Raw genomic sequence first — 13816 nt, forward strand, 5'->3', positions numbered from 1 at the left:
TTCGTTTACCCCCACCCCGACCCCTTCCTGGGGGCCGGCCCCCGCCCTTTACAACCGCGGTTGGGGGCGGGGGGGCGGGGGCCCGCCTTTTTTTCGCCACGGGGCCCCCCGGCTGTGGTGAGTGGTCACGGGGCCACGCGGTCCGGTACCCGGCTGTCGAAAGCGTGCAGATACGGGTTGACGGGGCTGATGCCGGTGACGCTCAGCCCGGCCTCCGTCATACGTGTCACCAGGCTGTCCGAAGAATGTTTCCGGCCCCCCACGTTGAGGAGCAGAAACAGGTCCATGGCGGTGGTGAACCGCATCGAGGGGCTGTTGTCGAGAAGGTTCTCGATCACCAGCACCCGGGCGCCGGGCCGGGCCGCCGCCACCACGTTGGCCAGGGTCCTGCGGGTGGACTCGTCGTCCCACTCCAGGATGTTCTTGATGATGTACAGGTCGGCTTGTACCGGGATCTCGCGGCGGCAGTCCCCCGGCACCAGCCGGGCGCGTGCGGCCAGCGGCCCGCCGTCGCGCAGCCGCGGGTCCGCGTTCGCCACCACCTGCGGGAGGTCGAGCAGCGTGCCGCGCAGCTTCGGGTGCTTCTCCAGCAGGGACGCCACGACATGCCCCTGGCCGCCGCCGATGTCCGCCACCTCCTTTGCCCCGTCGAGGTCGAGGAAGTCGGCGAGCTCCACGGCGGACTGTCTGCTGGAGGTGGTCATCGCCTTGTCGAACACGCGGGCCGAGGCCGGCGCGTCCTCGTGCAGATAGGTGAAGAAGTCCTTGCCGTGGATGTCGTTGAAGGCGATGGTGTCGGAGCGTACGGCCGTATCGAGCCGCGGCCAGGTCTCCCAGGTCCACGGCTCGGTGCACCACAGACAGATGTACTTGAGGCTGTCGGGGGCGTCCTCGCGCAGCAGCCGGGACATCTCGGTGTGCGCGATCCGGCCGTCCGCGGTCTCGGCGAACACCCCGCAGCAGGCCAGGGAGCGCAGCAGCCGGCCCAGCCGCTCGGGTTCGGCGCCCACGGCGGTCGCCAGTTCCGCGACGGTGGCGGGCCGCTCCCCCAGGGCGTCGGCGACGCCCAGGGAGGCCGCCGCGCGGACGGCCGCCGCCCGGGCCGCGCCGAAGACGAGTTCCCGCAGCTGCGGGGCGGCCTTCGACGGGACACCATCGGCGGAGGCGGAGGTGGGGCCGGTGTGAGTGCCGGTGTGAGTGCTGGTGCCGGTGGCGGTGTTCGTGGCGGCGGGGTCGGCCCCCGCGGTGGCCGCAGCGGTCCTTATCGACGTCATGACGCCCCCTTCTCACACTTGCCGGCGGGCTCGGAGACCGTGCAGGTGTTGCCCTCGAAGGTGTTGCCGGGGCCGGCGTCACGGTCGGCGAGGTCGGCGGGCAGGTTGTTGGCCAGCACGTTGTCCTTGATGGTGTTACGGGCGTTCTTGGTGCCCACGACACTGGGGAAGAGCACGATCCCGCCGGACATCGGCGAGGCGCCCACGTTGTCCCGCACCGCGTTGCCCGTCACCCGCGTGTCCTCCACGCCGGTGAGGAGGATGCCGGTGCCCTGGATGAAGTCGAGGCGGGGGTTGGGCGGGCAGTACTTGTTGTTCTCGTAGACCTTGTTGTTGATGATCGACAGGTCCCCGGCGCGCGGCGTCCCCTCGTCGCCGACGACGAACACGCCGCCGCAGTTGCCGGTGAGGGTGTTGCCCTGGACGGTCAGGACCCGCAGACGCCGGATGCCGACCCCGACGCGGTTCCCGGTGAGCCGGTTGTCGCGGACGACCGCGCCCTTGGTGTCGATGGCCGCGCCCTCCTCGTCGACGGTGTTGGCGAGGAAGATGCCCGACTGGCCGTTGTCCTTGGAGGTGTTGGTGCGGAAGGTGCCGCGGGTGGACTTCTCCTGGCCGATGCCCTGCTGACCGTTCTGCGCGGCGGTCACCTGGCGTACGTCCATCCGGTCGGTGTGCTTCCCCCAAATGCCGTTCTTGGCGAAGCCGGTGACCTTGAGCGAGCGGATCCGCACATCGGTGAGGGGCTGCTCGGCCGTACCGGTGACGCAGATACCGGTCTCGGCCTTGCCGCAGTCGTTGGCGGACGCCTTCTCGGGCGGCTTGATGACGGTCTTCTTGCCCTCCCCGCTCAGGGTCAGGTTCGAGGTGGTGATCAGCACGTTCTCCCGGTACGTACCGGCCTTGACGAGGATGGTGTCGCCGGGCTTGGCGGCCTTCACCGCGGCCTGGATCGACTCACCCGGCTTGACGACGTGCTGGGTCTTGGCGTGGGCGGCGGGCAGCGGACCGAGTTCGATGACAAGGGCGGCCGTGAGGACCGCCAGGTAGCGAAGCTGTCGAGTGCGCATGAACAGGAAGCTAGGCGGGGTGCGCACCACCTGCCACTTATGACCACTGATGCACTAATTGCCCTGCATTCAGTCGTCGCGGTCGAGCACGCGCGAGCCCCCGACCGGCAGGTCCCACAGCGCCTCGCGCGGCAGCCCCGCCGCCTCCCACGCCGCGCGGACCCGCAGCAGCGGCTGCAGCGGGGGCTCGGCGGAGAGCAGAAAGGTGGACCAGTGCATGGGCATCATCGCCCGCGCGCCCAGATCCTCGAAGGCCCGTACGGCCTCCTCCGGATCGGTGTGCACCGGACGGAGCATCCAGCGCGGGGCGTACGCGCCGATGGGCAGCAGCGCCAGGTCGATGCCCGGGTAGCGGCGGCCGATCTCCCCGAACCAGTGTCCGTAGCCGGTGTCGCCCGCGAAGTAGGTCCGGCTGCCATCCGGGTCGGTGATGACCCAGCCGCCCCACAGGGAGCGGCAGGTGTCGGTCAGGGTGCGCTTGCTCCAGTGGTGCGCGGGTACGAAGTCGAACCGCACCGGCCCGTCCGGGCCCGGCAGTTCGGCCGCCTCCCACCAGTCGAGCTCGGTGACGTCGGTGAAGCGGCGCGCCCGGCACCAGGCGGCGAGCCCGGCGGGTACGAACAGGGGGGTGTCGCGCGGCAGCCGTCTGAGCGTGGGCGCGTCGAGGTGGTCGTAGTGGTTGTGGCTGATGACCACCGCGTCGATGGGCGGCAGATCCTCCCAGCGCACCCCGACCGGGGTGACCCGGGCCGGGGTGCCGAGGATCCGGCGGGACCAGACGGGGTCGGTGAGCACCGTCAGCCCGCCGGTCCGAAGCACACAACTGGCGTGCCCCGCCCAGGTGACCGCGGTGCCGCCGGGCCCGACGACCGGCGCCGGGCCCGGTTCGAAGGGGAGTTCGGGGATCTGCAGCAGCGCCTCGAGCGGCGGGCGCAGGCTCCCCTCCCGGGCCAGCCGGGCGATCGCCCGGACACCGGGCAGCGGGGAGGTGAGCCGGTGGGCGAACGACCGCGGCCAGGTGCGCAGCTCACCGCGGGGGCGCGGGGCGGCGGGGCCCCCGCCGGGCGGTCGCCCGGGCTGCGGCTCCCCCGGCCGCCGGCCGGGAGGCGCCCCCTGCGGCAGCAGACGGTCTCCCCCGGCGACCGCTGGGAGGTGCCCCCTCGCAGCGGTCGCCGCAGGAGGAGGACCGGGCGGAGGAGCGTACGACGAGGGATCACCCTCGTACGGGGCGCCGCGGTCGGTATGCCTCCCCCCGCTGCCGCCGGGAGGTGCCCCCTGCCGCGACGAGGCGGGCGACTCCGGCGGCGCGGCGAGCCGCCGTAGCCGGCGTCGCGGGCCGGAGAAGATCTCCCGGATGGGGCCCAGCCGCGGGGTTGTCCACGGCGGTGTCCACGGGGCGGGGCGCGCCCGCCCGGCGGGGCGTCGCCCGGCCGGTTGGGCCTGGTCGGCCTGATCGGTCATGACAGTGGGCTCCCTTCGGTGCCGGTGCCGGTGCCGGTGCCGGTCGGCCTCGGTCCGGCCTGGGTCAGCTCGCGGAAGGCCGTGTCGAAGGCGGTCAGCGCCTCGGCCACATGCGGCACCCGCAGCGGGTCCGCGGCGGCGAGGGCGGCCAGCCGGGCCTGGTCCCCGGCGCCGAGCAGCGGCAGCGTCGACAGCCGCACCCGCAGGGTGTGCGGGGCGTCGCCGAAGCGGTGGCCGCCCGGTACCGGGCGGCGAAGTCCCCGGGTCAGCTCGCGCTCCAGCTCCACCGAGTCGGTGATGCCGCGGGCCGCGAGGTCGCCGCGCAACTCGTCGAGATCGGCATACAGCTGGCGGCCGGCCTGCGGCGGCCGGCACAGCGCGCCGACCGCGGTCAGCGCGCGGTAGACCGCCGCGGCCACCGCCCCGTGGACGCGCGCCGCGGCCGCGGTGCGCTCGCGGACCGGCTCGGGCTCGTCGAGGGCGTGGGCGGCGGCCGCGGCGACGGGCGGCAGCAGCGCGGCGCGCAGCGCGTCCAGGGTGGACAGCACCCGGGCGCGCAGCTCGACGCCGCGCTCGGTGGCGGGGAACCGGGCGAGCGCGGCGGGCCAGCCGGGCGGGGTGAAGGCACCCGCCAGATCGGTGAGCACCACCACGTCCTCGGGGCACATCTCGGCCGGGCTGAGCAGCACCGTGCCATGCGGGTGGTGCACGGTGTCCCGCCAGGTCTCGTCGCTGACGATCAGCATCCCCTCGGCCACGGCCGCCTCGCACACCTCGTGCAGCAGCTCGGGCGGGGCGGTGGTGCCGGTCGGGTCGTCGGCGACGGACAACAGCAGCACCCGCGGCTCACCGCCCTCCGCGCGCACCCGGCGTACGGTCTCCAGCAGCGCGAACGGGTCGGGGACACCACCGCACTCGGCGGGCACCGGCGCATGGTAGGCGGGGCGCCCGGCGAGCCGGGCCAGCGGTGCGTACCAGGAGGCGCAGGGCCGGGTCAGCAGGACGTCACCGCCGGCCGCGGCGAGCAGGGAGAGCAGCAGCGGCTGCCCACCGGGGGCGGCGGCGACATGCTCCGGGTCGGTCCACAGGCCGCGCCGCTCCCAGTAGCCGCAGGCGGCGGTGCGCAGCGCCGGGCCGCCACCGACCGGTTCGGGGGCGGTACGGCCGGCCGCCCCGGCGAAGCGCGCGGTCAGCTCCGGGAGGACCGGCAGACCGCCGTCTTCCGGGTCCGCCGGAGTCGGGGCGGTCAGCTCCCGCTGCATTCGAAACACACCTCCGGATCGACAGAATCGCCTATCCATGCATCTGTCCCGACTTGTCCACCTTCGCAGATCGGCGGATGCGGCGGCGGAGCCGACACGTGGCCGGTGCCGTTTGCCCGGTGCGGCGGCGGGCACCCGGCCCGCATGACAGGGATGCCTCAGCAACACGACGTGGTGGACCTGCTCACCGCGGACCACCGCGAGGTACAGGAACTCTTCGAGGGGTACCGGGCGAGCGCCGACCCCCGGGAGCGGCGGCTGCTGATGGAACAGATCACCGTCGAGATCGTGCGGCACTCGGTCGCCGAGGAGCAGTATCTGTACCCGACGGTCCGCAAGGCGCTGCCCAACGGGGACGAGGTCGCCGAGCGGGAGATGGAGGAGCTGTCCGAGGCCGAGCGGATCCTGGGCGACCTGGAGCGGCTGGACACCGCGGACCGGCGGTTCGACGCGCTGGTCCGCGAGCTGTACGACGTGGTGTCCATGCACATCCGCGGCGAGGAGGACGTGATCTTCCCCGAGCTGCGCGAGCGGCTGACCCCCGCGGAGCGGATGGCCCTCGGGCTGCGGGTCGGCGAGGCCAAGTCCATCACGCCGACCCAGCCGTACCCCGGCGGGACCCAGGGCGGCGAAGCGCACGGCAGCGGGACACGGAATCCGTCGTCCAACGCCGCGTCCAACGCCGGCGGGGTCAGCAAGGAGCGTCCGCTGGCCGAGCGGATACGGGAGTGGCTTTCCGGCTCCGGGCCGACCGGTTCCGGACCGGCCCCACAAGCCTGATCAGATCCGCCTCGATACCGCGGCCCCGGGTCCGTACGACGGTCTCGGCGAGCTCGGCCAGCTTGCGGTTCGTCCGCTGGGAGGCGCGCCGCAGCAGGTCGAAGGCGGCGTCCGCGTCGCAGCCCAGCACATGCATCACCATGCCGCACGCCTGGTCGACCACCGGGCGCGAGCGCACCGCGGCGCCCAGCTGGTCGAGCTCGGTCAGCGTGGCGCGGTAGCGCCGGTCGCGCACCAGGCTCTCGGTGGCGAGGTCGCCGAGCAGCCGGGTGGCTCCCCGGGCCGTCTCCTCCAGCGGGCCGGGCCGCAGCCCGTAGACGGAGACCGTGACGGTCAGGCCCTCCCATACGAAGGGCAGGGTGGCACTGGAGCGCACCCCCGCGTCCAGGGCCCTGGCCCGGTAGCCCGGCCACCTGCGGTCGCTCAGCAGATCGTCCGCGCCCGCCGGGCAGCCGGTGGCCCGGGCGGCCGGGATGGGGCCCTCGCCGGAGGCCAGCTGCACCGAGACCAGCGCGGACAGATCGGGATGGGTGGCCGCGCTCGGCTCCTCCGGGCCGGCCCCGCCGGGGTCCGGGCCCACAAGGGCGGTGGCGGTGGCTCCGCAGCTGGCGGGGGTGCACGACGCGGCCCGGTCCGCCAGCTCGGCGAGGCCGCGATCCATCGAGGGCGCGTCGGTCCGGCAGGACCGGTTGCGAGTGGGGGTGGGGGTGGAGGCACGCTCCGGCATGGTCGGGTTCAGTCCTTTCACGGTGCTTCACGGCGCCTGGTCCGGTGCTCCGTCTGCTGCTCCGTCTGCTCATCCCGTCTCTTCGGCTGCCCACTGCGCCATGGGGGAAACAGCCGAGCGGGCAACGCCCCTCGTTCGAGCGGGCTACGGTGAGCGCATGTCCGGGGTACAGGAGTACGGCGCCGAACTGGCGGACTTCCGCAGCCGCGTCGCCGAACTGCAGACCGCGCGGGCCCTGCCCGCGCAGGAACGGCTCGCGGTGCTGGACGCCGCCCTCATCGAGCTCCAGCATGCGGCGGAGGTGCTGTGGCCACGGTACGAGCGGCTGGCCGCGGACGACCTGGCCCGGGGCGGGGGCCGCGCCGACCCTCATGAACAGCAGCTGCTGCGCGCCCTGTTCCAGCGGCTTCCGGTCGCGGTCGTCCTGCTGGACCGCGACTGTGTGGTGCGGCGGATGAACGACCTGGCCGCGCAGCTGTTCCGGACCCGCCCCGGCTACGCCGCCGGGCGCCCGCTGACCGACTCGCTGCCGCCCGGCGGGCGGGCGGTGCTGCGCTCCCAGGTCGCCGCGGTCGCGCGCGGCGAGGGCGGGCGGGGCCTGGTGGTACGGCTGCCGGGGCCCGGGAGCGACGGGACGACGCTGCCGGTGACGCTCGCGGCACTGCATCCGCCGGGCGAGCCGTACCCCGCCGTGCTGGCCGCCTTCCAGCCCACGGCGGGCGCGGAGGACGCGGCGGATGCCGAGGACGCGGTGGCCACCCCGGCCGTACCCGCCCCGGGCCGCGACCCTGTCCCCGCGCAGGCCGACGCGGAGGCCGACGCGGACGACCGGCTGTCGACGGCCCGGCCGGACCTCGACGAGGTGACCCGCCACGCCCAGCTGCTCGACCTGCTCGACGACATGGCCACCGCGCTGCTCGCCCCGCCCGCGCCCGCCGACGGCGGGCCCGAGGCCGTGCTCGGGCGGGCGGCAGCCGTGCTGCACGGCCGCTTCGCGGACTGGGTGATCGTGGACGTCATCACGGATGACGTGTCCGCGGACCCGGCGCGGCCCGGGATCGCCCGCCGGCTGGTGACGCTGGGTCCGCCGGAGGCCGTCGCGGGTGGCCGCGTGGCCCCGGTGGCCGAACAGGACCCGGCCGGCTGCCCGCTGGTGGCCGAGGCGCTGCGCGACGGGGTCGCGGCACTGCGGGTGCGGCCCCCTGACGCGGACGCCTTCGGCCGCGACGCCTCGGGCGCGCCCGTCCTGGTCCGCGAGGAGGTCACCTCGCTGCTGTGCGTACCGCTGCGCCCCTCTCCCGCGGAGCCGGTCCGGGGCGCTCTCACGCTCTTCCGTACGGGTGGGCGCGGGGCGTTCGAGATGGCGGAGGCGGGGGTGGCGGACCGGGTCTCCCGCCATATCGCCCTCGCGCTGAGCCGAGCCCTGCCCCAGTAGCTCCGCCGTACACCCGCCGTAGAGCCCCAGCAGATCCCCCATTGCTCCGCGGTGTTTCCTTCCTCGCACCCCGGTTACCCGTCGCCCCGTGGCAGCAGGACCGTGAGTGGCACCTGTGGCACCTGTGGCACCAGCGCCTGACGGGCACGAGCGTTCGAGGAGGGCCCCATGACCGAGTACGGCTATTTCCTGGCCGCCGAGGAACACGGGCCCGCCGAGCTCGTCGAGCAGGCGCGGATGGCGGAACAGGCGGGCTTCTCCCATCTGTGGATCTCCGACCACTACCACCCCTGGACCAGGGCCCAGGGCCATGCCTCGTTCGTGTGGTCGGTGATCGGCGCGCTCGCCCAGGCGACCTCGCTGCCCGTGCAGACCGCGGTGACCTGCCCCACCATCCGTATCCATCCGGCGATCGTCGCCCAGGCCGCCGCCACCAGCGCGGTGCTGCTCGAGGGCCGCTTCCGGCTGGGGGTGGGCTCCGGGGAGGCGCTGAACGAGCATGTGCTGGGCGATCACTGGCCGCAGCCGGCCATCCGGCTGGAGATGCTGGAGGAGGCCGTGGCGGTGATCCGCCAGCTGTTCGAGGGGCACCAGGTCAGCCACCACGGCAAGCACTACACGGTCGAGAGCGCGCGCCTGTACACGGTGCCCGAGGAGCCGGTGCCCATCGATATCGCGGCGTTCGGCTCGGCCGCCGCCGCGCTGGCCGGGCGGGTCGGCGACGGCTTCATCACGATGGTCCCGGACGCGGAGCTCGTCGCGCGGTTCCGGCGCGGCAGCGGCGCGGCCGGCAACGCCAAGCCGGTCCGCGGCGGACTGAAGGTGTGCTTCGGCCCGGACGCCGACGACGCGCTGCGCACCGTCCACCGGCTGTGGGCGGTCGAGGCGCTGCCGGGCGCGCTGCTGACCCAACTGGCCACCCCGTCCCAGTTCGAGCAGGCCTGTGAGCTCGTCACCCCCGAACGGCTGGCCCAGCGGGTGACCTGCGGCGACGACCCGGAGGCGCATGTGGCCGCGCTCAGCGCGTACGCCGACGCCGGCTTCGACACCGTCTACGTCAACCAGATCGGCCCCGAGCAGCGCGGCTTCTTCGACTTCTACCGCACCAAGGTGCTGCCGCAGCTGACCGGCTGAACCCGTCGACAGAAGTGCAGGAGTGACCACCATGACCGAGAAAGTCGCCGACTACGTGCTCGCCCGGCTGCGCGAGTGGGGTGTCCGGCATGTCTTCGGCTACCCGGGCGACGGGATCAACGGCCTGCTCGCCGCGTGGGGGCGGGCCGACAACGAGCCACGGTTCGTGCAGGCGCGGCACGAGGAGATGGCCGCGTTCGAGGCCGTCGGGTACGCCAAGTTCAGCGGGCGGCTCGGGGTCTGCACGGCGACATCGGGCCCCGGCGCGATCCACCTGCTGAACGGCCTGTACGACGCGAAGCTCGACCACGTGCCGGTGGTGGCGCTGGTCGGCCAGACGAACCGCAGCGCGATGGGCGGCTCGTACCAGCAAGAGGTGGACCTGCACAATCTCTTCAAGGACGTCGCGTCCGACTTCCTGGAGACGGTGACGGTCCCCGAGCAGCTGCCGAACGTGCTCGACCGGGCGATCCGCACCGCGTACGCCCGCCGCTCCCCCACCGCCGTGATCATCCCGGCGGACGTCCAGGAGCTGGACTACTCCCCGCCGACCCACGACTTCAAGATGGTGCCCTCCAGCCTGGACCGCAGCGGCTGGTCGGCGGTGCCCTCCGCGAGCGCGGTGGAGCGGGCCGCGGATGTGCTGGGCGCCGGTGAGCGGGTGGCGATCCTGGTCGGCCAGGGCGCGGCGGGGGCGCGGGCGGAGGTCGAGGCGATCGCCGAGCTGCTGGGCGCGGGGGTGGCCAAGGCGCTGCTCGGCCTCGATGTGCTCAGCGACGAACTGCCGTATGTCACCGGCCCCATCGGGCTGCTGGGCACCCGCCCCTCGTACGAGCTGATGCGGAACTGCGACACACTGCTGACGATCGGCTCCAGCTTCCCGTACACCCAGTTCCTGCCGGAGTTCGGTCAGGTCCGGGCCGTGCAGATCGATCTCGATCCGCACATGATCGGCATGCGCTACCCGTACGAGGTCAACCTGGTCGGCGACGCCCGCGAGACACTGCTGCGGCTGATGCCGCTGCTGCGGTCCCGGGAGGACCGCGCATGGCAGGACGAGATCGTCGCGGGGGTGCGGCGGTGGCGTGAGGTGATGCGGCGGCGCGCCGAGCTGACCGCCCATCCGATCAACCCCGAGTACGTCGCCCACTGCCTGGACCCGCTGCTGCCCGGCGACGCCATCCTCACCTGCGACTCGGGCTCGGTGGCCAACTGGTACGCCCGCCACCTGCGGATGCGCGGCCAGATGCGCGGCTCGCTGTCCGGCACGCTGGCCACCATGGGCTCCGGGGTCCCGTACGCGATCGGCGCGAAGTTCGCCCGGCCCGACCGGCCGGTGGTTGCGCTGGTCGGGGACGGCGCGATGCAGATGAACGGCATGGCCGAGCTGATCACGGCGGCCAAGTACCGGCATGCATGGGACGACCCCCGGCTGGTCATCGCGGTGTGGAACAACCACGATCTGAACCAGGTGACCTGGGAGATGCGGGCGATGAGCGGAGCCCCGCAGTTCCTGCCCTCGCAAGCGATCCCGGATGTGCGGTACGCGCGGTTCGCCGAGTCGCTGGGGCTGACCGGCATCCGGGTGGAGAAGCCCGAGTACGTGGAGCAGGCGTGGCGCGAAGCGCTGAACGCCGACGGCCCGGCGGTGGTCGAGTTCCTGACCGACCCCGATGTGCCACCGATTCCGCCGCACGCGACCTGGGAGCAGATGGAGGCCACCGTCGAGTCGATCGCCAAGGGCGATGTGGACCGGACGGGCATGGTGCGCCAGGGCTTCAAGGCGAAGGTGCAGGAGTTCCTGCCGCACCGGCACCATCGCGAACACCCCGGCCACCGCGGCAAGAAGAGCGAGGGGTGAGGGGGCGTGATGGCCGTGCTCATGCGTGATGTCCGGGATGGCCCGGCGCGCCGCCCGGCCGCGCGCCGCGCCACCCGTCGCACCGCACGGCTCGCCCACGAGGTGCGGCACGGCCGACTGGAGCGGTCGCTCTCGCTGCTGACCGCCGCGGGGTCGGCGATCACGGCGGCCGAGATCTTCCTGGAACACGACCGGGCCGGATTCGGCAACCGTGTGATGTGGTGGCCGGTGGCGCTCGGGCCGGTCGGCGTCGCCGCGGGCGTGGCGGGGTACGCGGACGAACGGGCCGCGCACACCGCGCTGCCGCTGGCCTCGGCCGCCATCGTGGCCAACGGTCTGCAGGGCACGTATCTGCATATCCGCGGAATCGCCGGCAAACCCGGCGGCTGGCGGATGGCCCGCTACAACATCGAGCTGGGCCCGCCGCTGTTCGCGCCGCTGCTGATGTGCATGGTGGGCGGGATCGGGCTGCTCGCGAGCGTGCTGCGGCGGGAGCGATGACGGCGCGCCGCATGAGCCGGAAGGGCGTGCTGGGCCAAGTGTCCACCTGGGACACCGCCACGGCCGGGGTGGTGCTGGCCCGGCTCGGCCCCCGACCGCCGCTGAGTTTCTTCACCCCGGCCGAGGAGGCGTGCGCCGGCCCGCTGCTGGATCTGCTGCTGGCGCGCCGGCACGACGACCCCCCGATCCCCGTACTGCCGGTGATCGACGCCCGGCTGGCGGCCCGCGAGTTCGAGGGCTGGCGGTTCGCGGACATGCCGGAGGACGACGAGGCGTGGCGCCGCTCGCTGGCCACGCTGGACGAGGAGACAGCGGTGCGGCATGACGGCCGCTCCTTCGGCGCGGTGACCCACGGCGACCGGCACCGGCTGCTGCGCCACGTCCAGGACCTGGGGAGCCATGACTGGTACGGCATGCCCGCCGGGCGCGTCTGGACGCTGTGGACCCGCTACGCGTGCACCGCGTACTACGCCCACCCGTACGCCTGGGACGAGATCGGCTTCGGCGGCCCGGCCTACCCGCGCGGCTATCTGCGGCTGGGGCGCGGGGTGCGCGAGCCGTGGGAGGCCGCGCCCGCGCCCCACAGGGCCGAAGAGACGGACCGATGAACGGGACGCCGATGAACGGGACGCGTTGGTGGCGCCCGGCCACCGGCACACTGCGCGAGACGCTGCGCCCCCAGGGCTCGGTACGGGCCCGCAACGCCTCCGCCTGGCTGCCGCATGTCACCCGGCTGCGCTCGGCCATGCGGCGGTTCGAGGACGGCGACGAGGTGGACATGGTGGTCATCGGCTGCGGCGCGGGCGGTGCGACCTTCACCCAGCGGCTGGCGCACGCCGGGTGGCGGGTGGTGTGCCTGGAGGCGGGGCCGTTCTGGGATCCGGAGCACGACTGGGTGAGCGACGAGGCGGGCTCCCGCCATCTGTACTGGAACGAGCCGCGCGTCATCGGCGGCAGCCACCCCGTACCGCTGGGGGCGAACAACTCCGGGCGCGGGGTGGGCGGTTCCATGGTGCACTTCGCGGGCTACACCCCGCGTTTCCATCCCTCCGACTTCCGCACCCGTACCGAGGACGGGGTGGGCGCCGACTGGCCGATCCGGTACGAGGAGCTGCGCCCGTACTACGAGCGGCTGGAGCGGGAGCTGCCGGTGGCGGGCCAGTACTGGCCGTGGGGCGACCCGCACCCCCATCCGCACGCCCCGCACCCGGTCGGCGGCAACGGCGAGGTGATGCTGGAGGGCTGCGCCCGGCTGGGCATCCGGGCCCGGGTCGGGCCGGTGGCCATCGCCAACGGCCGGTTCGGCGACCGCCCGCACTGCGTCTACCGGGGCTTCTGTCTCCAGGGCTGCAAGGTCGACGCGAAGGCGTCACCGCTGATCACTCATGTCCCCGACGCCATCGCGCACGGCGCCGAGATCCGCGACGGCGCGATGGCCACCCGCGTGGTCATGGACGGCGGCGGGCGGCGCGCGACGGGTGTGGCGTACGTACGCGGCGGCCGTGAGCACGTCCAGCGGGCCAAGGCGGTCGCGGTGGCGGGCTACTCCATCGAGACCCCACGGCTGCTGCTGAACTCCGCGGGCCCCGGTCATCCGCACGGCCTGGCCAACGGCCACGACCTGGTGGGCCGCTATGTGATGGTCCAGGGCGCCCCGCAGACCGCGGGCCGCTTCCCCGACGAGATCCGGATGTACAAGGCGCCGCCGCCCGAGGTGTCGAGCGAGGACTTCTACGAGACCGACCCGGCCGAGCCGTACCGGCGCGGCTTCTCACTTCAGACGGTGTCCCCGCTGCCGATCGTCTGGGCCGAACACGTCGCCGCCCAGGGCCACTGGGGCGCCGATCTGCGCTCCCGGATGCGGGACTATGTGCACTGGGCGACCCTGGGCGCGCTGTGCGAGTTTCTGCCCCAGCCCGGCAACCGGGTCACGCTCGCCGACGAGACCGACCGGCTCGGCCTCCCCGTGGCGCGCTTCGACCACAGCCGGTGCGCCAATGACGACCTGCTGATGGAGGCGGCCCGGCTGATCATGCAGGACATCCTTCGCGCGGCCGGGGCGGGCGAGCTGATGACCGTCGAGCGCTATGCGCATCTGGTCGGCGGCTGCCGGATGGGTCGCACGCCCGAGGAGGGCGTGGTGGATTCCGATCTGCGCGCCTTCACCGTACCCAATCTGTTCATCACCGACGGCAGCGTGCTGCCGACGCAGGGCAGCGCCAACCCGGCTCTGACGATCATGGCGCTCGCGGACCGGGCGGCGGACCGGCTGACAAGAAACCAGACATCGAGAAGCCAGGCATGAGCACGG

The 13816-nt window shown here is 73.6% G+C and carries 12 protein-coding genes; 7 read left to right on the top strand and 5 right to left on the bottom strand.

All coding sequences use genetic code 11. The features are described from left to right. Positions 1-125 precede the first annotated feature (125 nt). The 4 genes from ACFV2X_RS21225 to ACFV2X_RS21240 all read right to left on the bottom strand — a co-directional run bounded on the left by ACFV2X_RS21225 (position 126) and on the right by ACFV2X_RS21240 (position 5067). The gene (locus ACFV2X_RS21225) at positions 126-1274 is read right to left on the bottom strand and encodes a methyltransferase (protein ID WP_385618558.1); all 1149 of its coding nucleotides are present in this window, start codon (positions 1272-1274) and stop codon (positions 126-128) included. Further along, positions 1271-2344: a nitrous oxide reductase family maturation protein NosD gene (locus tag ACFV2X_RS21230; protein WP_385618561.1), complete on the bottom strand. Its 1074-nt coding sequence runs from the start codon at positions 2342-2344 to the stop codon at positions 1271-1273. Before ACFV2X_RS21230 ends, ACFV2X_RS21225 begins: the two co-directional genes overlap by 4 nt. Positions 2345-2413: 69 nt before the next feature. Next, positions 2414-3370, bottom strand: coding sequence for an MBL fold metallo-hydrolase (locus ACFV2X_RS21235; RefSeq protein WP_385618830.1), 957 nt, complete (start codon positions 3368-3370; stop codon positions 2414-2416). Between the two features lie 431 nt (positions 3371-3801). Then, a complete protein-coding gene (locus tag ACFV2X_RS21240) occupies positions 3802-5067 on the bottom strand; it encodes an aminotransferase class I/II-fold pyridoxal phosphate-dependent enzyme (protein WP_385618564.1) in 1266 nt (421 codons plus the stop codon). A 153-nt stretch (positions 5068-5220) separates the two neighbouring features. On the opposite strand from ACFV2X_RS21240, the gene ACFV2X_RS21245 reads away from it, so the two are divergent. Next, complete coding sequence (locus ACFV2X_RS21245) at positions 5221-5847, top strand: hemerythrin domain-containing protein (RefSeq protein ID WP_385618568.1); 627 nt, start codon at positions 5221-5223, stop codon at positions 5845-5847. Here ACFV2X_RS21245 and ACFV2X_RS21250 read toward each other — a convergent pair. Continuing rightward, positions 5759-6574, bottom strand: coding sequence for an ANTAR domain-containing response regulator (locus ACFV2X_RS21250; protein WP_385618570.1), 816 nt, complete (start codon positions 6572-6574; stop codon positions 5759-5761). The genes ACFV2X_RS21245 and ACFV2X_RS21250 overlap by 89 nt on opposite strands. Positions 6575-6731: 157 nt before the next feature. Here ACFV2X_RS21250 and ACFV2X_RS21255 point away from each other — a divergent pair, with 157 nt between their 5' ends. From ACFV2X_RS21255 to ACFV2X_RS21280, 6 genes are all read left to right on the top strand, one after another. Further along, a complete protein-coding gene (locus ACFV2X_RS21255) occupies positions 6732-8009 on the top strand; it encodes a PAS domain-containing protein (RefSeq protein ID WP_385618573.1) in 1278 nt (425 codons plus the stop codon). 168 nt (positions 8010-8177) lie between these two features. Beyond that, entirely contained in the window at positions 8178-9143 is a 966-nt protein-coding gene (locus tag ACFV2X_RS21260; protein ID WP_385618576.1) for a TIGR03557 family F420-dependent LLM class oxidoreductase, read from the top strand. A gap of 31 nt (positions 9144-9174) precedes the next feature. Next, positions 9175-11004, top strand: coding sequence for a thiamine pyrophosphate-requiring protein (locus tag ACFV2X_RS21265; protein WP_385618579.1), 1830 nt, complete (start codon positions 9175-9177; stop codon positions 11002-11004). Positions 11005-11013: 9 nt separating this feature from the next. Then, positions 11014-11505: a hypothetical protein gene (locus tag ACFV2X_RS21270; protein ID WP_385618582.1), complete on the top strand. Its 492-nt coding sequence runs from the start codon at positions 11014-11016 to the stop codon at positions 11503-11505. 11 nt (positions 11506-11516) lie between these two features. Then, entirely contained in the window at positions 11517-12113 is a 597-nt protein-coding gene (locus ACFV2X_RS21275) for a gluconate 2-dehydrogenase subunit 3 family protein (RefSeq protein WP_385618585.1), read from the top strand. 11 nt (positions 12114-12124) lie between these two features. After that, positions 12125-13810: a GMC family oxidoreductase gene (locus ACFV2X_RS21280; RefSeq protein ID WP_385618588.1), complete on the top strand. Its 1686-nt coding sequence runs from the start codon at positions 12125-12127 to the stop codon at positions 13808-13810. Positions 13811-13816 lie beyond the last annotated feature (6 nt).

Origin of the sequence: Streptomyces sp. NPDC059679, assembly GCF_042734105.1 — a bacterium.
GTDB lineage: Bacteria > Actinomycetota > Actinomycetes > Streptomycetales > Streptomycetaceae > Streptomyces.